The sequence below is a fragment of the Kaistella palustris DSM 21579 genome (assembly GCF_000422265.1).
GTDB lineage: Bacteria > Bacteroidota > Bacteroidia > Flavobacteriales > Weeksellaceae > Kaistella > Kaistella palustris.
Window position 1 is genome coordinate 107,034 of the sequence record NZ_AULL01000018.1, and the last position, 25,260, is coordinate 132,293.

At 41.4% G+C, this 25,260-nt stretch carries 25 protein-coding genes; 14 read left to right on the forward strand and 11 right to left on the reverse strand.

Going from position 1 to position 25,260, the window contains the following annotated elements; translation table 11 throughout:
• Positions 1–33: 33 nt before the first annotated feature.
• The 6 genes from H562_RS0108890 to H562_RS0108915 all read left to right on the forward strand — a co-directional run bounded on the left by H562_RS0108890 (position 34) and on the right by H562_RS0108915 (position 6,736).
• On the forward strand, positions 34–801 hold the full coding sequence (locus tag H562_RS0108890; RefSeq protein ID WP_027377182.1) for a UDP-2,3-diacylglucosamine diphosphatase: 768 nt from the start codon (positions 34–36) through the stop codon (positions 799–801).
• Positions 802–835: 34 nt separating this feature from the next.
• Complete coding sequence (locus H562_RS0108895) at positions 836–1,216, forward strand: GxxExxY protein (protein WP_027377183.1); 381 nt, start codon at positions 836–838, stop codon at positions 1,214–1,216.
• Positions 1,217–1,365: 149 nt separating this feature from the next.
• Positions 1,366–2,409: a LuxE/PaaK family acyltransferase gene (locus tag H562_RS0108900; protein ID WP_027377184.1), complete on the forward strand. Its 1,044-nt coding sequence runs from the start codon at positions 1,366–1,368 to the stop codon at positions 2,407–2,409.
• A gap of 12 nt (positions 2,410–2,421) precedes the next feature.
• Positions 2,422–2,961 (forward strand): hypothetical protein, encoded by a 540-nt coding sequence (locus H562_RS0108905; RefSeq protein ID WP_034690997.1) that lies wholly within the window; start codon positions 2,422–2,424, stop codon positions 2,959–2,961.
• A gap of 54 nt (positions 2,962–3,015) precedes the next feature.
• On the forward strand, positions 3,016–3,759 hold the full coding sequence (locus H562_RS14910) for a DUF4230 domain-containing protein (RefSeq protein WP_169463269.1): 744 nt from the start codon (positions 3,016–3,018) through the stop codon (positions 3,757–3,759).
• A gap of 109 nt (positions 3,760–3,868) precedes the next feature.
• A complete protein-coding gene (locus H562_RS0108915; RefSeq protein WP_027377186.1) occupies positions 3,869–6,736 on the forward strand; it encodes an alpha-amylase family glycosyl hydrolase in 2,868 nt (955 codons plus the stop codon).
• Positions 6,737–7,023: 287 nt separating this feature from the next.
• Here H562_RS0108915 and H562_RS0108920 read toward each other — a convergent pair whose 3' ends face one another.
• From H562_RS0108920 to pfkA, 3 genes are all read right to left on the reverse strand, one after another.
• Positions 7,024–7,833 (reverse strand): oxygenase MpaB family protein, encoded by an 810-nt coding sequence (locus tag H562_RS0108920; RefSeq protein ID WP_394330173.1) that lies wholly within the window; start codon positions 7,831–7,833, stop codon positions 7,024–7,026.
• A gap of 777 nt (positions 7,834–8,610) precedes the next feature.
• Entirely contained in the window at positions 8,611–9,621 is a 1,011-nt protein-coding gene (gene gap / locus H562_RS0108935; RefSeq protein WP_027377189.1) for a type I glyceraldehyde-3-phosphate dehydrogenase, read from the reverse strand.
• Between the two features lie 33 nt (positions 9,622–9,654).
• Positions 9,655–10,641, reverse strand: a complete 987-nt coding sequence (gene pfkA, locus H562_RS0108940; RefSeq protein WP_027377190.1) for a 6-phosphofructokinase — start codon at positions 10,639–10,641, stop codon at positions 9,655–9,657.
• Between the two features lie 165 nt (positions 10,642–10,806).
• Here pfkA and H562_RS15410 point away from each other — a divergent pair, with 165 nt between their 5' ends.
• From H562_RS15410 to H562_RS0108960, 4 genes are all read left to right on the forward strand, one after another.
• The gene (locus H562_RS15410) at positions 10,807–11,163 is read left to right on the forward strand and encodes a hypothetical protein (RefSeq protein ID WP_051190458.1); all 357 of its coding nucleotides are present in this window, start codon (positions 10,807–10,809) and stop codon (positions 11,161–11,163) included.
• Between the two features lie 79 nt (positions 11,164–11,242).
• Positions 11,243–13,627 (forward strand): TonB-dependent receptor, encoded by a 2,385-nt coding sequence (locus H562_RS0108950; protein ID WP_051190459.1) that lies wholly within the window; start codon positions 11,243–11,245, stop codon positions 13,625–13,627.
• Between the two features lie 11 nt (positions 13,628–13,638).
• Entirely contained in the window at positions 13,639–14,196 is a 558-nt protein-coding gene (locus tag H562_RS0108955) for a hypothetical protein (protein WP_027377192.1), read from the forward strand.
• A gap of 96 nt (positions 14,197–14,292) precedes the next feature.
• Positions 14,293–15,627, forward strand: a complete 1,335-nt coding sequence (locus tag H562_RS0108960) for a trigger factor (protein ID WP_027377193.1) — start codon at positions 14,293–14,295, stop codon at positions 15,625–15,627.
• Between the two features lie 124 nt (positions 15,628–15,751).
• Here H562_RS0108960 and H562_RS14920 read toward each other — a convergent pair whose 3' ends face one another.
• The 3 genes from H562_RS14920 to H562_RS0108975 are packed head-to-tail and all read right to left on the reverse strand — an operon-like array spanning position 15,752 to position 17,919.
• Positions 15,752–16,396: an MgtC/SapB family protein gene (locus tag H562_RS14920; RefSeq protein WP_051190460.1), complete on the reverse strand. Its 645-nt coding sequence runs from the start codon at positions 16,394–16,396 to the stop codon at positions 15,752–15,754.
• Between the two features lie 24 nt (positions 16,397–16,420).
• The gene (locus H562_RS0108970; RefSeq protein WP_027377194.1) at positions 16,421–17,005 is read right to left on the reverse strand and encodes a DUF3109 family protein; all 585 of its coding nucleotides are present in this window, start codon (positions 17,003–17,005) and stop codon (positions 16,421–16,423) included.
• 5 nt (positions 17,006–17,010) lie between these two features.
• Positions 17,011–17,919, reverse strand: coding sequence for a DUF6427 family protein (locus tag H562_RS0108975; RefSeq protein WP_027377195.1), 909 nt, complete (start codon positions 17,917–17,919; stop codon positions 17,011–17,013).
• Between the two features lie 42 nt (positions 17,920–17,961).
• Between H562_RS0108975 and H562_RS0108980 the strand changes: the two genes are divergently transcribed.
• Positions 17,962–18,195, forward strand: coding sequence for a hypothetical protein (locus H562_RS0108980; RefSeq protein WP_027377196.1), 234 nt, complete (start codon positions 17,962–17,964; stop codon positions 18,193–18,195).
• Between the two features lie 80 nt (positions 18,196–18,275).
• Here the strand turns inward: H562_RS0108980 and H562_RS0108985 are convergent, their stop codons facing one another.
• The 5 genes from H562_RS0108985 to H562_RS0109005 all read right to left on the reverse strand — a co-directional run bounded on the left by H562_RS0108985 (position 18,276) and on the right by H562_RS0109005 (position 21,411).
• Complete coding sequence (locus tag H562_RS0108985; RefSeq protein WP_027377197.1) at positions 18,276–18,710, reverse strand: universal stress protein; 435 nt, start codon at positions 18,708–18,710, stop codon at positions 18,276–18,278.
• A gap of 106 nt (positions 18,711–18,816) precedes the next feature.
• Complete coding sequence (locus tag H562_RS0108990) at positions 18,817–19,425, reverse strand: fumarylacetoacetate hydrolase family protein (RefSeq protein ID WP_027377198.1); 609 nt, start codon at positions 19,423–19,425, stop codon at positions 18,817–18,819.
• Positions 19,426–19,448: 23 nt separating this feature from the next.
• Complete coding sequence (locus H562_RS0108995) at positions 19,449–19,871, reverse strand: putative signal transducing protein (RefSeq protein ID WP_027377199.1); 423 nt, start codon at positions 19,869–19,871, stop codon at positions 19,449–19,451.
• 19 nt (positions 19,872–19,890) lie between these two features.
• Positions 19,891–20,655, reverse strand: a complete 765-nt coding sequence (locus tag H562_RS0109000; RefSeq protein ID WP_027377200.1) for a 3'-5' exonuclease — start codon at positions 20,653–20,655, stop codon at positions 19,891–19,893.
• A 45-nt stretch (positions 20,656–20,700) separates the two neighbouring features.
• Positions 20,701–21,411 carry a CDP-alcohol phosphatidyltransferase family protein gene (locus tag H562_RS0109005; RefSeq protein ID WP_027377201.1) on the reverse strand — a complete coding sequence of 237 codons (711 nt, stop codon included), beginning with the start codon at positions 21,409–21,411 and terminating at the stop codon, positions 20,701–20,703.
• A gap of 189 nt (positions 21,412–21,600) precedes the next feature.
• Here H562_RS0109005 and H562_RS0109010 point away from each other — a divergent pair, with 189 nt between their 5' ends.
• The 3 genes from H562_RS0109010 to H562_RS0109020 all read left to right on the forward strand — a co-directional run bounded on the left by H562_RS0109010 (position 21,601) and on the right by H562_RS0109020 (position 25,234).
• Positions 21,601–23,523, forward strand: a complete 1,923-nt coding sequence (locus tag H562_RS0109010) for an LTA synthase family protein (RefSeq protein ID WP_027377202.1) — start codon at positions 21,601–21,603, stop codon at positions 23,521–23,523.
• A 193-nt stretch (positions 23,524–23,716) separates the two neighbouring features.
• Positions 23,717–24,136 carry a DUF2147 domain-containing protein gene (locus tag H562_RS0109015; RefSeq protein ID WP_027377203.1) on the forward strand — a complete coding sequence of 140 codons (420 nt, stop codon included), beginning with the start codon at positions 23,717–23,719 and terminating at the stop codon, positions 24,134–24,136.
• Positions 24,137–24,250: 114 nt separating this feature from the next.
• Positions 24,251–25,234: a pyruvate dehydrogenase complex E1 component subunit beta gene (locus H562_RS0109020; RefSeq protein ID WP_027377204.1), complete on the forward strand. Its 984-nt coding sequence runs from the start codon at positions 24,251–24,253 to the stop codon at positions 25,232–25,234.
• Positions 25,235–25,260 lie beyond the last annotated feature (26 nt).

The following is a 25,260-nucleotide window of genomic DNA, read 5'->3' on the forward strand; positions in this document are numbered from 1 at the left end:
TGGAAACGCAATCCTTTATCTTGACTCTTTCAAATGAAAATCACCTTAGAACCAAATAAAAAAGTCTATTTCGCGTCTGATCAGCATTTTGGCGCACCGACTCCCAAAGAAAGCAAATTACGCGAGGAGAAATTTATCCGCTGGCTGGATGGGATTAAAGCCGATGCACAGGTTTTATTCCTGATGGGCGATCTGTTTGATTTCTGGCACGAATGGAACCACGTAATTCCCAAAGGTTATGTGCGGGTTTTGGGTAAACTGGCCGAGTTGAAGGATTCGGGAATTCAACTTTTTATGTTTGTGGGAAATCATGATCTTTGGATGAAGAACTACTTCGAAGAGGAGATAGGATGTACTGTTTTTTTCGAAAAGCAGTATTTTGAAATCAACGGAAAAAACTTTCTTCTTGCACATGGCGACGGGCTCGGGCCTGGTGATAAAGGTTATAAAAGGATGAAAAAACTTTTTACAAATCCTTTGGCACAGTGGGCTTTCAAATGGCTGCATCCCGATATTGCCATGAAACTGGCCATTTATTTTTCGACTAAAAATAAAATGATCTCCGGCGAGGAAGACAAAGCATTTTTAGGTGAAGACAAAGAATATCTGATCATCTACTCCAAAGAAAAACTGAAGACCGAAAAAATTGATTATTTCATTTATGGTCACCGGCATCTGCCTATGGTGTTGGATCTTGAAAACGGCAAAGCCAAATACATCAATCTCGGCGACTGGATTACGTATTTTACATACGGGGTTTACGATAATGAAAGGTTTGAATTAGTAGTATTTAACCACTAAGTTCCCAAAGGGCTTCACTAAGATCACGATTGTTATGAATGAAAATGAAATTTCACGAGTAATTTTTGATGCGGGATTAAAAGTTCACAGACAGCTTGGTCCTGGTCTTTTAGAGTCGGCATATGAAGAATGTCTTTATTATGAATTGCGCAAAACACAATTGTTAATTGAAAAACAGATGCCGATGCCGCTCATTTATGATGAAGTAAAATTAGACGTTGGCTATAGGATTGATTTGCTGGTGGAGCGAAAAGTTGTAATTGAAGTGAAAGCTGTAGAGGGACTGAATGATATCCATCTTGCGCAGGTTCTTACATATCTTAAACTTAGTCACTGCAAGCTGGGTATGCTCATTAATTTTAATACTTTGTTATTTAAAAATGGTATCAAACGTGTAATCAACGGAAATATTTAAGGCAACCTTTTATATAGTCCTTGTGGTTATGAAAAATGCAAATCAGATCTGCTCATTAATTATTAGAAAAGAGAATATGAAAGGTAAAGAACTAAAGTATGAATTCTTGTGTCTTTGTGTAATCCCTCGTGAACTTTGTGGTTAAAAAAATGAAAAACATTTTCAACATCCAAACCGAAGCCGATTTCCGGCAAAAATGCCTGGAGACTTTTCGCTATCAATATCAGAACATAAAAGTCTACCGCAAATTTGTAGATTATCTGAACATTGATCCAACAAAAGTTCACGAAGTAGACAACATTCCTTTTTTACCAATCGAAATGTTCAAGAATCACACGATCCTTGACCACACAAAAAACACTGAACTCTATTTTCAAAGTTCCGGCACCACGCAAATGAATCTTTCCAAACACTGGATTGCAGACGAAAAGCTGTACCGTGAAAGCATTGCAAAAAGTTTTGAACAGTTTATCGGAAAGCCGGAAGACTTTGTATTTCTGGGATTATTACCAAGCTATCTCGAAAAGCAGAATTCCTCACTCATTTATATGGTAAATTTTCTGATGGAAAAATCGGGAAAACCGGAAAACGGATATTTTCTCTACAATCATAATGAACTACTGGAGTTGCTGCAGAAACTCGCAGTGGAAGATAAGAAAGTCATTTTATTCGGCGTTTCGTTCGCACTGTTGGACTTTCTGGATTTTGCACAAAGTGATCCGCGGTTTGGCAAATCGTCTGCCCAACTCACCATTATCGAAACCGGCGGTATGAAAGGGCGGAAGGAGGAAATGACCAAAGACGAACTGCTCGGGATTTTGCAAAAGGGCTTTGGTACGGACCGGATTTATTCCGAATATTCCATGACCGAATTGCTTTCGCAGGCCTATTCTTTAGGTCATAACATATACGAAAGTCCCAACTGGATGCGCGTTCTCATCAGAAATACCGAAGATCCCTTCTCTTATGTGGAGAAAGGTCGAAGTGGCGCGATCAATATCATCGATCTTGCAAACCAATATTCCTGCAGTTTTATTGCCACGCAGGATTTGGGAAAAATTATCGTGGATCCAGAGCCATTTTCGGTGCCAGAATCCGTTCTGAAAGGCCCGAAGGTTTTGTCCGACAGATTTCAGGTTTTGGGCAGGATCGATCATTCAGATATCCGCGGTTGCAGCCTGCTCGTTTCTTAATTTAAAATTTACATGCTGAAGGTAGAAGAACTTACGTACAACTATATCTCGAAATTCTGCGATTTTGAGAAAGATCTGGTGCTGACGAACCATTTCCATTCCGATTGGGAAGCAGATATTTTGATCATTAATGAAAAAGGTCTGAGTCACGAGATCGAAATCAAATTCTCTAAAGCTGACTTTAAAAATGATTTCAAAAAGAAATATCAAAACCAGAAGACCAAAGAAAAATTCCTGAAACACGACAAAATATCCTGCGGCGACTATCCGTGTAATTATTTCAGTTTCCTGGTGCCGCAAGGTATGATCGATGTTGCTCAGGTTCCGGAGAATTGCGGTATCATTGAGTTTTACCACAATCCTGATGCCTGGCAAACTTCTTTTTACGAAATCCGGAAACCTGCCAAAGTTCATGATGATGTTTTCTGGAAATTTTTTGATAAGGATCTGATGCTGAAAATCATGGCCAGAAATCTTTATTTTAAAAAACTGGAAGTGAAAGGAAAGTTTGAAGAGTTGATCCTGCCACCGACGTTTCTAAACAAAAAATGAGAACCAAGCCTTTTGCAAATTCCCTATCTTTACGTAAATATAATACGGATGAAGATGAATAAATTTAAAACTGTACTTTGGGCATTCGGTATTTTGTTGGTTGTCTTTCTGGGATTTTTCTTTTACCAAATGACTCAGAGTCAGAATATTAATTCCATGATGACGATCCTCATGTTAATTTTGGGCCTTATTTTAGGTGGCGTAATTGCATTTTTACTTTCAAAAAAAATGACGGCGCAACCCGCGGTTATTACGGAAAGTTCGCACACCATTGCCGAAAGTATGCGCAAGGTTTTCAAAGTGGTAGCTGCCGAGGGACACTTTAACGAAATTTATAATTACGAAGAGACGACCAAACTGCTTAATTTTATTCCTTCAAAGAAAAAAGCTTTGGTGATCGTGCAGGCCAAGGTTTTGGTAGGCTATGATTTCGAAAAGTTCAAGTGGGAAGTTGATGAGCAGAACCGTAAAGTGAAGTTACTGAGCTTCCCCGCACCCGAGATTCTGTCAACAGAAACCGACTACAAATACTACAATATCGAGGAGCAGTTTTTTAATCTCTTCAGCAAAGAAGATCTGGCAAAAATTCAGCAGAACGGAAAAAGACAGGTGATAGAAGCTGCTAAAAAATCTCATCTGCCCGAGGTTGCTGCCGAGCAGATGCGCACTTTACTTACAGAATTGCTGGAAGGCAAGAACTTTTTCCTGGAAAATCCAGCACAAATATCCGAAAGCAAAAACCAGATCGACTACGATAAGATGAATCAAAATTCGGATAAAATCAGCAATCAGATCTGATCCTTATTCCACGAATCTTCGTTTATCAGGTAAAAAAATCATAAAATACCGTAATAATCACCTTTACCAAATAGATTATTTACTTTTACACACTTAAAAAAAATTGAAAATGAAATACTTTTACACGCTTTTCCTCGCGTTGCTTTTGCCGTATTTTGGTTACGGTCAGCAGAATGTGACCTACTCTGTAAGTCCTTTGGTATTCGATGAAACCGATGCCATTACCGTAACTTTTACGGTAAATGAAACAGCCTTTGGCGTAGTGTCTTCGCATGCACTTTATTTGTGGGCCTGGTCAATAGACAGCAACGGTGTTTCGCAGGATGCGCCGACCAATGGCACCTGGACTGCCTCCAACCCTGCAAATAAACTCACCTACGTTTCCAGCACGGGTTCTGCAGGAACTTACACTTTTACAATGAACACGGTAAAATCCTATTTCGGCAACCGCGCGCTTCCTTTGTCAAAGATCGGGATGCTTGTAAAAACTGCTGATGGCGGCGTTCAGTCGCAGGATATTTTATTTAACTTGGGTAAGTTTCAGTTTAATCTTACCAGCCCGGTCGAAGGCAGTACAAACGTAGTCAATGCGGGAACCGTAATCCATATCACTGGAAATACTTCCTTGTTTTCGAATTTTGTGGTTAAAGAGAATGGAACCGGAATATACGCAAGTCCGGCAACGTCAAAAACATTGGACTTTAACTACACGGTTACTAAAGATGCGTTGATTGAAATTGTCGCTACTAATGTGACCGACGGAAGCACGATTACCAAATCATTCACCGTCGCTCTGTCGATTCCTGTTCCTGTGGCCGCGATTCCGTCTTACATGCGACAGGGGATCACCTACAACCCCAACGATCCTACTAAGGTCGGTCTTGCACTTTATGCTCCCGGAAAGGCTTTCGTACATGTGATCGGCAGTTTTAACAACTGGACGGTGAGCGAACCGTATTTAATGAAAAGAGATACGGCTAATCCCGATCTTTACTGGACAGAAATTACCGGTCTTACACCGCAGCAGATTTACACTTTCCAATACCGGACTGCCGACGGAATAAAAGTTGCCGATCCTTATTCGCCACTCGTGCTTTCGCCTTATGACGATCCCTATATTAATCAGTATGCCAATGTTTACCCTAGTTTACCGGCATATCCGGCAGGCCAGAATTTTGAAGTTTCGGTAATAGAAACGGCGAAACCAGCCTACCCCTGGACGGTTACTAACTTTGCAAAACCGGCTAAAGAAAATCTGATCGTTTATGAATTACTTGTGCGCGATTTCACCACCGAACGAACCTGGCAGTCATTGATTGATAAGATGACATACCTGAAATCATTAAAAATAAATGCGGTCGAACTCATGCCGGTCATGGAATTCGATGGAAATAATTCGTGGGGTTATAATACCGGATTTCATTATGCCTTAGACAAAGCTTACGGAACTCCCGAAAAATTCAAAGAGTTTATCGATCTGTGTCACCAGAACGGGATCGCGGTGATTTTGGATATTGCCTTAAATCATGCCACCGGCAGAAGTCCCATCGAGCGAATGTGGATGATTGATCCGGATGGCGACGGTTACGGTGATCCCGCGGCAGATAACCCCTATTTCAATCAGGTGGCAAAACATGCTTACAGTGTTTTTAATGATTTCAACCATTCAAAGCCTGAAACCAAATATTACGTGAACCGCGTATTGGAACAGTGGATCAAAGAATATAAAGTCGACGGTTTCCGTTGGGATCTTACCAAAGGTTTTACCCAGAACTGCAGCGCCGGCGACAACGCCTGTACCGATGCGTACCAACAGGACAGGGTTAATATACTTCGAACCTATGCCGATTACCAGTGGAGTTACGATCCGTCGTCATTTATTATTTTCGAACATTTGGGGACCGATTCCGAAGAGTCGCAATGGGCAAATTACAGAGTCGGCGAAGGAAAAGGGGTAATGATGTGGGATAAGGAAACTACGCCGTACAATCAAAATACCATGGGTTTTGCAGAAAACAGCAATTTCAACCGCGTAAAATTCAGCGCGCACGGCTTTACCGACCGCCGGGCAATAAGCTATGGCGAAAGCCATGATGAAGAAAGGATTATGTATAAAAATCTAAACTTCGGAGCTGTAGGTGCAGGTTATAATACCCGGGATCTCGCCACCGCTTTGGAAAGACAGAAAGCTTACGGAGCTGTTTTTCTTACCGTTCCAGGTCCGAAAATGATCTGGCAGTTTGCCGAACTTGGTTTCGATAAAAGTATTTATACCTGCGAAGACGGTACTGTAAATACAGAAAGCGACTCCACTCCCGGAGATTGTAAACTCGACAAAAAACCGTCTGCCTTTGGTTTAGCTTACGATATAGATGCCGCCAGAAAATCGGTGTATGACACGTGGGCGAAAATTCTGGAAATAAGACTGTCCAACGATGTATTCAATACCAAAGATTTCACGGTAGAATCCGGCAACCTGATGCCGAGAATTTATATTAATAATACTGCGACCGCTAGTGCTTTGAAAAACGTGGTTGTTTTGGCAAACTTCACTTTGACGGCTCAAAATATAGTTCCGAATTTTCCTTACACCGGAAACTGGGTGAATCTCATGGATAACTCACCGTTCACGGTTTCTGATGTTGCCAGTCCAATCACGATTGAACCGGGCGGTTTCAGGATTTTCGGGAACGCATCTGCTTTAGCAACCAATGAAACCGGATCCGCAAAAAATGCGGTTACGTTAATGCTTACGGCAAATCCTGTGACCAACGGCACAGCTTCAATCCGTTACACCAACGCCAAAAACGGCTCGCTTGCGATTTATGACTTAACCGGAACTCTAATTACAACGGTAAAGGTATCGCAAGAAAACGGTGATCAGAATATCTCAGTACGTGGGTTGAAAACCGGCATGTATCTTATGCAGTTAAAATCCGATCAAGGTGTTGCGGTTACAAAAATGATAGTCAAATAAGTTCCACTTAAATATAGTCCGGGGCGGTTCGCATATTTTGCGAACCGTTTCTTTTTTTGTGTAAACGCCTGGAAATTTCCCGTTTCGAAAATTGTTTTACTTTAAGGATTAATAGTTAACAGGAGCATTAAGCTTGAGCAGTTGACAGAAATCACAGTAAAAGGAGTCTATGCTTTCTTTTAAATTATTAAAGGATACCTTGATTCAATAGGGACGGGCTTTAGCCCGTCCTTTAGATTGATGAATGCGTGCGGCTTTAGCCAAAACTTGTTGCGCATTTGACTCATCTAATAATGAAAGTCTTTCGGTGTATGTTTTATGTAATCATCCAGGACTTTTTGCTGCTGCAAATGTCCCATTTCTACCAGTTTTTGATATTGTTGCACGTTTTGCAGGTATATTTTCTGCGAAATGTAATTTCCTTTCTTTATCATTTTTGGAAAAAGACTAAAAGCTTTTCCGGGATTTGGAATCTGTAAGCGGTTGTTGATTTCCCCGTCCAGCAAATACCAGTTCATACTTTGGTGAAGTCTCAGCAACATCCTGCGTTGAAACGAATGTTTGTAAATGGTATTGTCTAAATTCTCCTGAAGCAAAGCCTGTGCGAGCTGTGCCGAATCATTGTCGCCGGCAGCTTGTAAAGTGGTCCACCAATAAAACTGTTCAACTGCCTGCTGCCGGTTGTCGGGCAGAAATTCTGGAGGAATGCCAAGAAGATAGCCCACATATTTCCAGAGATGGAATACACCACTTTCTTCCTGCTCCGAAATCTGAATTCCCAGTTTTCTTAGACCTTGCATGAAAACAAGGGAAAATCCCGTGTAAGTCGCGATCATATCCCAATAGTTGATCGGCTCGCCCCAATTGGTAATATCCCAGTCTTTGGTTTTTTCTTTTATCTTTAACCTCGCATAAGAATGCATAAGACGCGTTCTTACAATAAGCTGATATGCGTACGAATTGGGTTTAAGTGCGCCCTCGCGTGTCACATGAATCCAAAACTCCAGCGTGTCCTTCAGCCTTTTTACGGCTCCTTTCTTTAGTACTCCGGTAAAAACCAGAGGTTTGCCTATGTATGCGAAATCATAGCCGCCCATCAAACTGAAATCACGCAGGACGATCAAACCGTTAGCGCCGGTACGCATGCAGAACCGTGCACCTTTGTCGGCTAAATTTTCATCAAACCAGGCAGGAATGTCCTGCATTTGAAGAAAAAGTTTTATTAAACTTTCAGAAACGTCTTCCTTTGCATCGATTGGCTGTTCAGAATATTTTGTGATGAGGGCATTTGCTTTACTGTAGGGTAATTTCAGGTACGTTTCTTTCACGGCATCGTCGCCGTAACCATCGGTCTGATGATAGAGCGGCGCATATTTATAAAAGGTTTGAATTTCGGGGCGGACAGCGGCCCAGTCGAGCAGGTCTCTGCCATTTCCTTTTTCCCAGAAGTTTCTGAAATGCGTGGCGTGTTGGAATTTTGGTGTCATGGTTTATGTGCCTGCAATAGTTTAGTTATTTTACGGTAAAATCCCAAAGATTTAAACACTTTGAAGGTATGGTTCCGACGGTGTCTCATGCTACGAAGGTAAATTTCGGTAATCCGCGGATTCAACCCGGTTTTTTCGTTGGTGTGTTAATATTGTTTTTTATCAATTTCCACGCCGATTGATTTTTGAGATACCCATTGCAATAGGGATAGCAGTGGAAATCCCGCAGGTTCGGGGCAATCCGCCGCGGCGGATTGCCCCGAAACGAGGAATTGCAACGGATAGCCCGACCCGTGCGGCAGGAAAGCCAGGGCGAGGGGATTGCCCAAATTATGACACAAAAAAACCTCCCGAAATGCAGGAGGTTAAGTATATTGGGTGTTGAATTTAAGACTGTAAAGATGCGGAATGCACCAATAAATCAGCTAATTTGTTGGAGTAACCCATTTCGTTGTCATACCACGAAACGATTTTCACGAATTGTGGTGATAACATGATCCCGGCGTCTTTGTCGAAAACTGAGGTTCTTTTTTCACCGACGAAATCCTGAGAAACAACCGCATCTTCGGTGTAACCTAAAATACCATTCAGTTCTCCTTCTGAAGCTTTCTTCATTGCTGCACAGATTTCTTCGTAAGAAGTCGGTTTCTCTAATCTTACCGTTAAGTCAACTACAGACACGTCTGCGGTTGGTACTCTGAAAGACATTCCGGTTAATTTTCCGTTCAGGGAAGGAATTACTTTTCCCACGGCTTTTGCAGCTCCTGTAGAAGAAGGGATGATGTTGTTTAGCGCAGAACGCCCGCCACGCCAATCTTTCATTGAGGGTCCGTCAACAGTTTTTTGGGTTGCAGTGGTAGCGTGTACGGTCGTCATCAAACCTTCAACAATACCGAAGTTGTCGTGCATTACCTTTGCAATCGGCGCCAGACAGTTGGTCGTACAGGATGCGTTCGAGAAGATGTGAATATCATCTGTAAGGTCTTTATGGTTTACACCCATTACAAACATTGGTGTATCATCTTTGGAAGGAGCGGAAAGAACTACTTTTTTTGCGCCCGCGTTGAGGTGTGCCTGAGCCAGATCTTTGGTAAGGAATAAGCCTGTGGATTCTACGATATATTCTGCACCTACTTCATTCCATTTCAAATTATTAGGATCTCTTTCTGCAGTAACACGTATTTTTTTACCGTTAACGATGAGGTCGTTTCCTTCTACAGAAATATCGCCTTTGAATTCACCGTGGACCGAGTCATACTTCAGCATATATGCCATATATTCGGCATTGATAAGGTCATTAATTCCCACGACCTGGATATTCTCTCTTTCAGCCATTGCTCTGAAGACAAGTCGGCCAATTCTACCAAAACCGTTGATTCCTACTTTAATTGTTGACATAATAATTGATTATTTATTAAATTTAATTGTGATTTATATTGCAAGGATCTCGGATATTTTCAGTAATTCCTGATCCATTTCATTGTGTTTTTTAATGGCTTCATCGATAGGTGTAAAGGTCAACCGGTTCGACTGCATTCCTGCCATTACATTGGTTTTCCCGGCCATAAGTCCTATCACTGCGCCATAACCTAGTCGGCTTCCCAGCACGCGGTCTGCACAACTTGGCGAACCACCGCGCTGAATGTGTCCTAAAACGGCCACCCGAATATCGTAATCAGGAAAGCCGGCTTGGGTTGCCTTGGCGAGGTCATAAATGTTGCCCAGTTTTTCACCTTCTGCAACTACTACTATACTCGATGCTTTTCCGGCTTTTTCGGCGCGTTCAAAGGTGGAAAACAGATCTTCGATACTGTCTTTCTTTTCAGGAATTAATATTCCTATGGCTCCTGTAGCCAAACCGCTGTTCAGAGCGATAAATCCGGCATCACGGCCCATTACTTCTACAAAAAAAATCCTGTTGTGTGAGGTTGCCGTGTCCCTGATCTTGTCGATGGCTTCCATTGCTGTATTCAGCGCGGTATCATAGCCAATCGTGTTGTCGGTACCGAAAATGTCATTGTCGATTGTGCCGGGAACACCGATGACTTTGATGCCAAATTCTTCGTAAAATATCTTAGCACCGTTGAAGGTTCCGTCGCCACCGATGCATACAATGCCGTCGATACCGTGTTTCCTGCAGTTGTCGTAGGCTTTCTGTCGGCCGGCTTTGGTGCGGAATTCCAGGGAGCGCGCGGATCTGAGAACTGTGCCGCCTTCGGTGATAATATTTTTTACGGAGCGGGGACCCATTCTCGTGAAGTCATCATTTATAAGACCGTTGAAACCTTCTCGAACGCCGTAACATTCTATTTTATAGTAACTTGCCGACCTTACTACTGCTCTAATAGCCGCATTCATGCCAGGTGCATCGCCACCTGAAGTGAAAACTGCAATCTTCTTTACAGCACTTTCATTCATATATCATAATTTCAGCACAAATTTACGAAAATCCGCCCAATTAAATTACTGTTTACCGGCCACATTTCCCTTTTGCGGCCCAAAGTTATTTGCCCTTAAATGTTGCACTGAACTTGGCGGAAATGCTGTGAATTCTTTTAGAATATAAATTACTATTTTTGCAAAATGCTGCGGAAAAATAAAAACAAAACTTTAATATCTTTTCTTTTTACAGGAATCTATATTTTCGTCGCTCTATTTTCCCAGTTCTTCCACAATCACGGCAGCAGCGAGGTATTTAAAGAATATCATTTTCAGAAAACCGAGAAATCTGTTTCGCCGTCGAAATTAGCTGCTGAAGCTGGCGGCTGCCTCTCCTGCCATATCTTTCACGAAGGTAAATTTCTTGTTCCCCCGGAGCAACCTTCTTTCTGCCGGACTCCAGACTTCACAGCCATCCCTTACTTTTCGGAAGATCAGCTGCTGGTCAGTCGCAGGGTTTACACCGTATTTCTACGCGGTCCACCTTCAATTTTCATTTAAAGCGCTTTTCCACGGAAAAGTGGAGCTAAAAAAATGCACTGCATTTTTTTAAATTTTTCAATCTTACAATCTATTTTAAATGAAATTTATAATAAATATCATCGCAATCTTTTTTGGGTTGCTGTTCGCTCACGCACAAACCAACTTTACCGTCAAAGGGAAAGTGATCGACTATCACAATAAAACACCATTACAACAGGCTTCCGTTACCCTTGGGAAATTCACGCAGGTTTCAGATGCCGGCGGGAATTTTACGTTTAAAGCAGTACCGAACGGAAAATATTCACTGCTCGCAAACCATCCCGACTGTGCTGCCTATTCTGAAGAGATCACCATTAATAAAAATGTTGAAGTTACGATCCAGCTGGAACATCACGTAGCCGACATTGAAACCATAACGTTACACGGAACGCATAAAAACACGAATTCCCTGATCGTAAGATCTTTGGATAAAAATGAACTCGACCGGAATTCTACCGAAAATCTGGGAAATATTTTAGCTGGTATTTCGGGTGTCGGTGCTTTAAAGACCGGCAATAACATTGCAAAGCCCATTATTCACGGACTTTACGGAAGCCGCGTTCCGATCATCAACAACGGTGTAAAAATGGCGGAGCAGGAATGGGGCGTAGAACATGCGCCAAATATCGATGTGAATCAGTTCGACCACGTAGATGTGATCAAAGGAGCCTCCGCCTTAAAATACGGAAGCGATGCCATCGGTGGTGTAGTTGTTTTGGAACCTGCGGTTTATAAAAGAAAAGACACCCTTCAGGGCAGTGCGAATCTTTCGGCAATCTCTAACGGGAATGGCGTTGGTTTCGGACTGAATGTACTTAAAACCTGGGAAAACGGCTGGGCCGTTAAAACAACGGGTGGATTCAAGAAATTAGGTGACTTAAAAACGCCGGATTATAACTTGATGAATACTGGTTTGCAAAATCACTCGTTCAGTTTAACCGTTCAAAATAATACGTACTTACAGGGAATCTCTTTTGATTACAGCGTTACGGATTCTGAAATCGGCATTTACAGAGGTTCTGATTTAGGGAATTTAGAAGATTTCTATAAGGCGCTGACTTCCGATATCCCAATTTACAGCAGGGATTTTTCTTACTCGATAGATAATCCAAAACAGGACGTGCAACACCATATTGCGAAGATTTCCGCTTTTAAAAGATTTGAAAACCTGGGAAAAGTTTCTGTCGATTACAACTTCCAGTACAATCACAGAAGGGAATATGATGTACGGCGAGGTGAACTTGCAGAGGTTCCGTCTTTAGACCTGGAATTATATACGAACCAGCTCAATATCAATGATTTTATCGAGCGTGGACACTGGAGTCTGGAAACGGGCATCGACCTGAAATACCAGTTTAATTATTCCACACCGGAAACGATGGCGAGAAGATTGGTGCCGAATTACAATCAGTATTCAGGCGGAGCTTATTCGGTCTTTAAATATAAAATTACGCCGAAACTGAATACGGAAGCGGGTTTACGTTATGATGTTACCACTTATAATGTAAAAAAATGGTATGACCTGAGTGACTGGGAAAACCTTTACGCCGAAGATTTTTCGCGTTTTTATGTAAAAACCGACGGTAACCGTGTCTTCACGAAACCAAAATTGACTTTCGAAAATTTGTCTTTTAATGCCGGCCTGGATTTTCAGCCTACGAAAAATTTCGATGTGAAACTGAATTACGCGAAAGTCGGCAGGATACCTAATATCGCAGAACTCTTCGCCGATGGTCTGCATCATTCCGCAGCCATTATCGAAGTGGGAAACATGGCGATTAAAAATGAAGACGGCAACCAGTTTAATCTGAACATCGACGGAAAAATCAATATTCTGAATGGTATGAGAATTAACATCAATCCTTATTTGTTCATAACTAAAAACTTCATTACAGAAATACCGACCGGAATTCAAAATACGATCCGCGGTGTGTTCCCGGTTTGGTCTTATCAGCAGATTGATGCGAGAATGTATGGTCTGGATGCCGACGCGCAACTGAAATTAAACGACCTGCTGGAATACCACGGGAATTTCTCCTACATCAAAGGTCAAAATAAAACGGATGATGAGCCATTGATCTTGATGGTGCCGACGAATTTCAGCAACAGTCTGGAATTTAAAAACGTTGCGTGGAAGAATTTCTATTTCAAGGTTCAGCAACAGACTTTCCTGCATCAGAATAGGTTTCCGGTTTACAATCCGACCATAAGTATTTTTGAAAACGGCGTTCAGGCCGCGAAAACGCTGGATCTTTCTACACCTCCGCCGACTTATACTTTGTGGAGTCTGCAAACCGGTTTCGACTTCAATACCCATTTTTCAGCAGGACTGAGTGTGACCAATCTTTTTGACACCAACTACAAAGATTATCTGAACAGAATGCGCTTTTTCTCCTACGAAATGGGCCGAAATATCATCTTCAACATTAAGTATAACTTCTAGAACCGCCAAAAATGAAATCATTAAAAAAACTGAAATATATCGTCATATTATTCATAACTGTGATAACAGTGAATTGCAGCCGCGCCGACGAAGATGAAGATGTGCTTTCACAGGAAGATATTTCGAATGTTATTCTTACTATAAAAGATGATGCCACCGGTATTACAAATACGTATAACTACACGGTAAATTCAACCACCAATCCCCGGATTAATTTAACCGACGGAAAAACTTATACGGTAAACGCTGTTTTCCTGAACGGAAACGAGGACGAAACCGAAAGCATCAAAGAAGCAAAAGATGAACATTTCCTGTTATTTCATTTTCAGAATTCCAACGTCGGCGTGGAAAGGATGGATGATGAATCTTCTACCAATACCGACGGAATTAAGATCGGTTTAAAAACGAAATGGACCGTCAATAAAGCAGAGAACGGCACAAATCCACAATTCGTTTTAACTTTGGTTCACGAGCCGGTATCGGTGAGCGCGGGCCAGCCCGGAAGCGAATTCGGTTCCGCCGTTGGCGGCGAAACAGATGCGGTGGCGACCTTTTCAATTTCAAAGTAAAGTATATGCAAAGAGCGGGTTTGAACTTTAAAACCCTTTTTAAATAAATCAAAAAAAAATTCCTATTTTTGCAACCTAAAATTTCAATTAACAATAATGAACGTTACAGCGACCAACCACGACGAAGTAAGTGCTTTACTTACAGTTACGTTAGATAAATCAGATTACAAGGATAAAGTTGAAAAACAACTCATCAATTACGCAAAAAACGCGCAGGTTCCGGGCTTCCGGAAAGGAAAAGTGCCGTTGAGCATGGTGAGGAAACAGTATGAAGCCGGAATCGCTTTTGAGGAGATCAACAAACAGGTTTCTGATGCGCTGAACAATTACGTAAAAGACAACAACCTGAGATTGGTCGGGCAGCCTGTGCCACAGCCAGTCGAAGAACTGAACCATAACGCTGAGCAGCTTTCAGTAGGTTTCGAAGTAGGTTACGAGCCGGAATTCACGATTGATCTTTCAAAATATGAAGCGCCACATTTTAAGGTAGAAGCTTCTGATAAGGAGATCAACCAAAGTATCGAAAACATGCAGAAGCGCTTTGCAGAACAGGTGCCACAGGAAGCGATCGCTGACGATTCCCATATTGCGCTCGAAATCAGCCAGGTAGTGGAAGACGATGCGGAAGGTGCACACAACCACCCACCAAAATCAATTGTCGTAAATGCTGAACGTAAACTAGCTTTTGACCTTGTAAAAGGTTTGAAAATGGATGAGTCGGTAAAAGTTTCAAAAGAAGAACTTCAGAATAACGAAGAGCTGGCTAAGGAATTAGGCTTCAGCAAAGAAGAAACCGACCATCTTCACCATAATGAGATCGAAGTAAAAGTAACCGACTTCTACGGTTTAAATCTGGCCGAACTTAATCAGGAACTTTTTGATAAAGTATACGGCGAAGGAAATATTAAGTCTGAAGAAGAGTTAAAAGCACGTGTTAAAAGCGAACTCGACGAATATTTTCAGCAAAATGCCGATGTTCATTTCGTGAATAAAATTTTGGAACAGATCAACGAAAAGGAAGAAGTAAAACTTCCGGAAGCGTTTTTGGTGAAATGGTTAATGTTCAGCAATGAAAACATTAATGAAGAAAGCAAAGCGAAGGAAATTTTAGAATCAGAAAAAAACCAGCTGAAATATCAGATCCTGGAAGGTAAACTGATGAACGACAACAAAATCCAGCTTGATTATGCCGATGTGTTGGCACAGGCTGAGCAACTTGTAAGAAACCAGTTGGCGATGTACGGCATTCACCACTTATCCGATGAAGAAGTACAGAAATATGCGGTTGAAATGTTGAAAGACGAGGAGCAGGTTCGCCAGATCTCATCGGAAGTAGGCATGGCAAAACTGAAAGATGTGATCCTGGAAAAAGCCACTAAGACAGAAACACGAATCTCTCACGAGCAGTTTCTTGAAGAATTGAAAAAGTAATTTTTATTACATTTATACGATCCGCCTCATTTCTGTGAGGCGGATTTTTTTATTATTAGCCTTAGTTTTTAGCGGTCTGCAGAAAAGCAATGCTGATTTCTCCGAAAGAATGTTTACTGGTTTATTAGTAGCTGAATGCTTCGAGATCGGTATTTGTCACCAGAAAATTCTCCAGTCTGGTAAGTCCGAGGCTTGTAATTTGAATATCAAAGGTTGCATGCAGAAAATTGCCTTTTTTTTCTAATGAAGTCTCGGTGAGGTCTTTGGCAATCGCAGCGATTTCCGTCAAGATCATTTGCTTTTTGTGAAAATGCTCGCTCGTGAAGGTGAGCCGCAAAACTTTGTTGTGGTTCTGCGGCAGAAAATATTTTGTGAGATACTTTGCGGAATAAATGATTATGAGCGCGGAAATCAAAAAAGTATAGGCGATGTAAATTTCGCCAAAGCCAATAGCCATACCTATTGCCGCCGAAATCCAGATAATTCCGGCCGTGGTCAGACCGTAAACATTAAAACCTGATTTAAAGATGACACCTGCGCCCAGGAAACCAATGCCACTTACAATATATGAAGCAATCCTTGCCGGGTCGCCCGTACCCGACACTTTATATGAAAGAATGGAAAACAGTGTAGAACCCAGGCAAATTACGGTAATGGTTTTTAAACCTGCAGACTTATCTTTCATTTCGCGCTCGAAACCCAGAATAAGTCCGGCAAGCAGCGAAATCAACGCTTTATAAATATCTAAAAATTCAAAGTGTTCAGACATTTTTTATTTAAAGATAAAAAATTTTCAGGAACCGAACTCACGTTTCCATTCCTCGGCAGCTTCACAGAGGGTTTCATAAAACTCTTCGCCATATTTACGGATGAGCGGTGTTTTCAGGAATTTATAAACAGGGACTTTCAGCTCGCGGCCTAAGATACAGGCATCGTTACAGATTTCCCATTCATGGTAATTTAACGCAGTGAAGGTGGAGTATTCGGTGACGCGAATTGGGTAAAGGTGACACGAGATCGGTTTTTGCCAGTCTACCGCGCCGTCTTCATATGCTTTTTCGATGCCACATTTGGTAATGCCTTTTTCATCGAAAATAACATAAGCGCACTCTGCACCGTTAACCATTGGCGTAACATAATCGCCGTCCATGGGATCTATGGTCCAGGTTCCCTGTTCCTCCAGCGCTTTTATACCCTCGGGACGAAGGTAGGGTTTCACTTTGTCGAAGATCCGGTCCAGAATTTCGGTTTCGGCTTTATCCAGCGGTGCGCCTACATCGCCGGCTACACAACAGGCTCCTTTGCATTTGCTCAGATTGCATACAAATTCTTCGGCGAATATGTCTTCGGAAAGCAATCTGTTATCGATTTGAATCATTTTTATTAAATAGTAAAATTAAAATAGCTTGTGAGTTTAAACAGCACAAGACAAAAAATAAAAAGCCAGAGTCCTGCTTCCTTCAGCCAGTATTTTGGCAGGAATTTCAGCATTCTGCTTATAATTATGGAGACCGGTAATGCGAGCAGCAGCAGATATTCATAAGTGTTGCCCATATATAAAACAATGGTGATCAGCTGCGCTACAGTAAATACGAGTAAGAAAGTGTACTTAAATTTACTTGTGGGGCTTTTGCGGTTATAATGTTTAAAATGATCCATCACTGCATGTATAAGCATCAGTACGATGGGAATCAGCCAAACCATATTTTCAAGATATTCTGAAATATGAAACTTCTCGAACGGCCAGTAGTCCGTGTTCCAGGAATTCATTCCCATATAATACGCAAGGCCGAAATAGGAAAGTGCGACCAGAAAAAAGCCGAAAAACAATCTGAACACGTGCAGCCCGATCCGGTCCGAAGTTGCAATCACGTGCAAAATTACGAAAATTGCCATCGGCCACGTCGTAGGCAGGAAAATAAAATTCAAAGCCACCAGCGTTCCTGCCAAAATGTAGTAGTTTTTTCGCATGCCCATATCCACGTTGGTGAGCATCAGCAAAATAATAGAGTTTGTAAAAAGTGTCACGGCAAGGCCAATATCCAGATCGCCGGTATACAGCGCAAAAACTATGGTCGTATAAAGAAAAAGCGGCAGGTGAGTCTGGTAATTCAGCGCGATGGCATTAAAGCAAAAATATCCGAGCGCTACACCGGCAAAAGTGATCACTGCAGAAAGCAGATCCAAGGTATTGAAATCCAGAAAATTAAAACCGATTACGATTAAAAGAAGAATACCAATGTAGACGGGTATCGAAAATATATTGCTTTCTTTTGAAAGTAATCGAAACATTTTTTATAAATTTGTGCAAAGTTAATTTAAAAAAGGAAAATAATGACGTCTATATTTTTGCTCATCAGCAGGTTTTTCAAGTGGTCTTTTGGATTTTTCGACTTTGCGGGAAACGTGGTCAACTGGATTCTGTTTTTCGTGGCATCGGCCATTTTCTGCTATTGGGTGTACGTATTGATTTCCGTTTTGGGTGGCAACAAAGATAAGGTATATGTTTCGCCTACAGAAGGCAAACATCCTTACTACGACCCCGAAATTTACAGCAAGGAAAACTAAATAATTGATACTGTTTATTATCATAGAAATCCCGGAATTACTGCAATTCCGGGATTAATGTTTTTAACCTTAAATGTTTTTTAGTGCATGGGAATAACCAAAACCGGAATTCTGGCGCGCCGCGTAAGTTCTTTGGTTAAGCTACCCACAAAAACATCATAAATTCCGCTTCTGCCGTGCGAACCCATTACAATATATCCTGCGTTTTTCTCTGCGGCATATTCCAGAATAATGTCGCCGGCAACGCCCTGTTTCAGGAGATGTTCGCAATCCACGCCTTCGGCAATGATCCGCTGTTCAATACTGTTCAGGCGTAAAAGTTCCTCTTTGATTTCGTTCTGTTCCACTTCGGGGAAATACTGAAAACCGAGATCACCTATGGCAAATCCAATATCTGCCGGCGCTACGTGAATTAGACAGATCTTTCCTTTAATTTCCTTGGCAAAATTAACGGCGCATTTTATAAGATGATCTGTAGAATCGCCGAAGTCTACAGGTAATACGATATTGACCATGGTAATAATTTTTTGTTGTTTAAAGTTAGGCATTTTTTTCAGACTGAAAAAACCCACAACCATTTACTGCACCCGCATTTACCAAAAAAATGACAGATATCAGCAATTACTGTATTCTAAGGTCGAATACTTTTTTTTCCTCCAGAAATGCTTCCAGAAAATCATTCTCATCAACCTTGCCCACACCTTTGGGGGTTCCCGTAAAAATTAAATCGCCCACGCGCAATGTAAAAAATTGCGAAACAAAAGCAATAATTTCTTCCGGCGGAAAAATCATCAGTGAAGTGTTTCCGTCCTGTACTTTTTCTTTGTTTTTGATTAATGAAAAGTTCAGGTTTTTCAGGTCGAAATCCGACTTTGGAAAAAAATCTGACAGCACTGCGCTTCCGTCAAATCCTTTTGCCAGTTCCCACGGCAAACCTTTGGATTTGAGTTTGGTTTGAAGATCCCTGGCGGTGAAATCGATTCCCAAACCGATTTCCTCAAAATGTTTCCCGGCATTTTCAGGCTGTATATATTTACCGCCTTTTGAGATTTTCAGTACAACTTCCAGCTCATAGTGTACATCATTTGAAAATTCAGGGATGTAAAAATCGCTGTTTTTCTTAAGTACGGCAGTATCAGGTTTCATAAAGATCACCGGACTTTCGGGGATTTTGTTGCCAAGCTCATTTGCATGTTCAGCATAATTTCTGCCGATACAGATTATTTTCATTTTTCTTTTATTTTTTAAAGTTTTCAGGCATTAAATTCATTGCCGCAATAGTAGCAGTGGTACAGGTGACTTGGTGTTTTGAGCGGGAAACCGAGGAATAACAATGAGATCCCAAATAAGCCACCGGGATTCTCGTCGCGGTACAGGTGATTGGACCCACATTCGGGACATACATATTTAAACTCGGGCTCTGCAATCGTGTGTTCAACCTCAAGTTCTACACGTTCGTTATCTAAAAAGTTCTTCAGAATTTCTTCAGCCTTTTCTTTTTCATTATCAAAGACCTGCAGCTGTATTCCACCTAAAGCCTGCGACAGAAGCCAGTCTGACTGTATCGTCTGCTCATTGGCGATAAAACTCTCGAGCCCGTGGTTGGCCAGGATCTGCTTATCACGGTTCGCTTCGATGCTGTTGCTGTAAAATTTAAATTTGACGAGTGAAGGCATACATTTCCTTTATTATAATTTAAAACTTGCTTCGGAGCTGTATTCCGGTCAGGATTTTCTTGGTGTATAGCGGGAAATCTGCATTCTGGATCCAGCCGTAATAACCAAGGTCTTTCTGAAAGACGTCTTTTACCCGTTGTCCTTTGTACTTCCCGAAACTGAAAATTTCCTTTTCATCCTCATCGAAAGCAATAAAACCGGCGAGGTCAGCAAACCGGTTGTGAAATGAAAACTCGCTCAGGCCCGCGATCTCATTAGGCAGATCGGGATAATGACCAACCTGCGCATCCAGCACTTCGAAAGTGGCCAGTACATCTGCTTCTGCCGAGTGCGCGTTCTCAAGTGTTTTTCTGCAGTAGAACTGGTAAGCCGCAGTTAAATTGCGCGGTTCCATTTTATGGAATATCGTCTGCGCATCCACAAGTTTAAATTTACTCAGATCGAAATCGATTCCCGCCCGTAAGAGTTCTTCTGCCAACAGCGGCACATCGAAACGGTTGGAATTAAACCCGCCAAGATCTGTTCCCGAGATCATATCGATGATCTTAGGTGCGATCTCTTTAAATTTTGGTGAATCCTTCACTTTTTCGTCGGTGATTCCGTGTACAGCTGTGGATTCCTTTGGGATATACATTTCGGGGTTTACCAGCCAGGTGCGGCTTTCCCGCGATTCATCAGGATACACCTTTAAAATTGAAATTTCTACGATTCGGTCTTTGGCGACATTTACGCCGGTGGTTTCAAGATCGAAGATGCAAAGTGGTTTGTGGAGTTTTAAATTCATGATTTATAGGGTTGCGCAAAATTCATATTTCAGCGCGGTATTTTATTAGAGTTGTTTTGAAAAAGCGAGCGAAACTAAAATGTAATACACGATCACCAGCGGAATACCAACGAGACCAAAAAACGACAAAAGAAGCATCCCGCCAAGGACCAACGCAATTTTAGGGTAATTATCCCGAAGCTGCATGGATTTAAATTTCAGTGCAATCATCTTTAAAGGTGATACAAGCAGCCACGCGGATACAACAGTAAAAAGAAGCAGCAGCGCCGGATTCTGAAAGAAAGTGCTGAAGCTGCCCTTTTCATTAAAAGCGTAAAAAAGACCAAAGACAAGTATGGTATTCGCCGGTGTATTCAGTCCTTTAAAATAATAGGTCTGCTCTTCATCCAGGTTAAAGATCGCCAGCCGCAAACATGAAAACATGGTGATCAGCAGGCCAAAATATTTAATATCAAAAGGCAGTTCGAAGCTAAAAAACTGTGCGCCGAAGGGTTCCAGCGCTTTGTACATCACTACGCCGGGCAGTAGGCCGAAACTTACCATATCCGCAAGCGAATCGAGCTGTGCACCAAGATCTGAATTGGATTTCAGCGCTCTGGCGACGAACCCATCAAAAAAGTCCAGAACCAGGGAAAGGATTATACAGAGTGCTGTGATCCTGTAATCGCCTGTAATTAAGTGCAGTACACCGACACTGCCGGAGACGAGATTTGCAAGTGTGAAGGCGTTTGCCAGATTATTTTTAATGAAATTCATTTTTGGTTTAAAGTTTTAATGTAATGCCGGGATTTCAAATCGCAGGTTTTCGATGAGCTGCTGGAGTCCTGTAAAAAGACAAAAGTAAGGCTTTTCCGAAAACCTCCCTCGGCGTTTTCTGTTTTAAAGATGTTTTAGCGGGAAATTGAATTTAATGTAAATTTGCAGCAATATTTTCCCTTTTATTAAATGAAAGAAATCAGATTACAGGAAGTTTTCACTCTTTTTTACCGGATATTTCTAGCCTATTTCTTTTACCAGATCGCACGGCTTTTATTTTGGTTTTTCAATAAGGATCTGATTAGGATCGATTCGGTGTATGATTACCTGAGCCTTTCTTTTCACGGAATCGCCTTCGATACTACAGCTATATTATATGTAAACTCACTTTTTATTCTGCTGAGTCTTCTGCCGCTGGTCATCAATACTAAAAAGTATTACCAAAGATTTCTTTTTTATCTGTATTTCATTACCAATGGTATTGCGTACGGAATGAATTTCGGCGATTTTATTTACTACCGTTTTTCGCAGGCACGCCTCACAACGGCGGCAATGAACGTTGCGCAGCATGAAAATAACCTTGGGAAAATATTTCTTGTATCGGTGCTGGAACATCCTTTCGTCATTGTTTGGTTTTTAGTTTTAATGATCTCCTGGATTTTTCTTTATAAAAAAGTAAGGGTTAAAGAATTCTGTCCCCAAAAAAAGTGGGTTTATTTTGGATCTTCTGTGGTGAGTTTGTGTCTTGTTGCCACTTTGGTCGTGGGCGGTATCCGTGGTGATTTTAAACATTCCACCCGTCCGATAAATCTGGTTGATGCCAACCGGCATGTAAAAAATCCGCTGCAGGCAAATGTTGTTCTGAACAGTGTTTTTTCGTTCTTCCGGACAATGAACACCAATAATTTTAAGGAAGTACATTTCGTTGACCAAACTTTTATTAATGAAAATGTGAAAACTTACAAGTTATATGTCCGCGAAAATGTAGAACCCAAACCCAATATCGTCATTTTTATTCTTGAGAGTTTTGGCAAGGAATATTCCGGCGCCTTTAACAGAAATACGCAGATCAAGGATTTTGTTTCTTATACGCCCTTTTTCGACAGTTTGGCCACGCAGAGCCTGATCGCTACAAACGCGTTTGCCAATGGCAGGCAGTCGATACATGGTATGAGCTCGGTGCTGGCGGGAATCCCAAGTCTGAAAGATGCATTTACAAGTTCGCCTTATTCCAACCAGAAAATACAGTCGATTGTTTCAGTTTCCAATGATATGGGTTATGACACGTCGTTTTTTCATGGCGCGCCCAATGGTTCCATGGGGTTCCTGGGCTTTGGGAATATTCTGGGTTTCAAGCATTATTATGGCAAGACCGAATATAACAATGATGCAGATTTCGATGGAATCTGGGGCATTTGGGACGAGCCTTTTTTTCAGTATTTTGCGCGCACTCTGAATCAGAAAAAGACGCCGTTTATGGCCACGCTGTTTTCAGTTTCATCGCACCATCCTTTTAAAATACCCGCGAAATACGAAGGCAAGTTTAAAAAAGGTCCGCTGGAAATTCACGAGCCGATTGGCTACACCGATTATGCGTTGAAACAGTTCTTCAAGACCGCTGAAAAAATGCCGTGGTTTCAAAATACTATTTTTGTTCTGGTGGCAGATCACACCAACCAGGTAGGCTATCCCGAATATGAAAAAGCGATGAACCGTTTTGCGATTCCGATCCTTTTTTATTCGCCTAATCCTGCATATCATTTGAAAGGTGAAATTACAGAGCCTGCGCAGCAGATTGATATTTATCCCACTTTGGCAGATCTTATGGGTTATAATAAAAAAATCAGGAGTTGGGGAAGAAGTTTGGTTTCAGATAAAAAAGAAGATTATATAATCGTTAATTCAAGTGGAGTGGAGCAGTTTATTATCGGCAACTATATCTATCTTTTTGATGGCAAAGATTTTACGGGAATTTACGATGCAAAAGATCTTGGATATTCCCATAATCTGTTGGGAAAAACCAAGTCACCCGAAATTGAAAAAGGCGAAATGAAGGCCAAAGCATGGTATCAGGATTATATGGATCGCGTGATCAACCGTAAACTCAATTAGAATCTGTTAAAATGCTTTTTTTTTTAATGATGAGAAGCATAACTATCGATTTTGCTTTCGCTTATCTAAACATCTGTTTGATTTCCGATTTTTGCGGAATTCCTTTGTGATGTATGTTATGAATAATTATATATTTGGCGTTTAACTTTTTTTAGTTACATTTATCCAACAAAAAAATTAAAATATTTTTAAAATGAAAAAAATAATTTTCTCTTTCGTTGCTTTACTTTTTGCAACCCTTTCTTACGCTCAGATCGAAGGAAAATGGAAAACCATCGACGATGAAACCGGCCAGGCCAAGTCCATCGTAGAGATCACTAAAAAACCCAATGGTCAGTACTACGGAAAAGTAGTGCAGCTTTTAATAAAACCTGCAAATCCAAATTGCTCAGACTGTAAAGATGACCGAAAAAACAAACCGATCCTGGGTATGGAAGTCATTCGCGATATGAAAAAAGATGGCAGCGAGTTTACCGGCGGCACAATTACAGATCCAAAAACCGGCAAAACTTATAAATGTAATATTACCAGAGAAGGTGACAAATTAAATGTAAGAGGTTACGTAGGATTCTCCCTTATCGGAAGAACGCAGACGTGGCATGCTGTGAAATAACAGGCAAATAAACTTTAAAAAGAGCAATTCGAAAGAGTTGCTTTTTTTGTGCGTGCTTGCCTGGAAAATGTGCGAAAAAATCTTTACTTTTGTAGTCTAATTTTTCAATCTATTATGAAGGAATATACTTTTAGAGAAGTAATTGCGCAGGCAATGAGCGAGGAAATGCGAAAAGACGAATCCATCTACCTGATGGGTGAGGAAGTAGCAGAATATAATGGTGCTTACAAAGCTTCCAAAGGAATGTTAGATGAATTCGGTGCTAAGCGTGTGATCGATACACCCATTGCCGAACTGGGTTTCACAGGAATCGCGATTGGCTCCTCGATGAACGGTTGCCGGCCGATCGTTGAATATATGACCTTCAATTTCTGTTTGGTAGGTATAGACCAAATCATAAACAACGCTGCAAAAATTCGGCAGATGAGTGGTGGCCAGTGGAATTGCCCGATCGTTTTCCGCGGTCCTACAGCTTCTGCAGGTCAGTTGGGTGCAACACACTCGCAGGCTTTGGAAAGCTGGTTTGCCAATGTTCCGGGTTTAAAGGTGGTTGTTCCTTCAAATCCATACGATGCCAAAGGTCTGTTGAAAAGTGCTATTCAGGATAACGATCCTGTCATCTTCATGGAGTCTGAACAGATGTATGGCGACAAAATGGAAATTCCTGAAGAAGAATACTACATCCCAATCGGAAAAGCAGAGATAAAAAAAGAAGGTAAAGATGTCACTCTGGTATCATTTGGTAAAATCATGAAGCTCGCCATGCAGGCTGCCGAAGATATGGAGAAAGACGGTATTTCTGTGGAAGTGATCGACCTTAGAACTGTACGGCCTATTGATTACGATACTGTTTTACAGTCTGTAAAGAAAACAAACCGGCTGGTTATTTTAGAGGAAGCCTGGCCGTTGGGATCCATCGCCACAGAGATCACTTATATGGTTCAGCAAAAAGCATTTGACTATCTGGATGCGCCGATCAAGAGAATTACCACGCCGGATGCTCCTGCGCCATATTCCGCGGCACTCTTTGCAGAATGGTTCCCAAAACTGGAAACAGTAAAGGAAGAAATTAAAAAAGCCATGTATATCAAAGCATAAGCATTTGTAAAACTCCTGAACGGGAG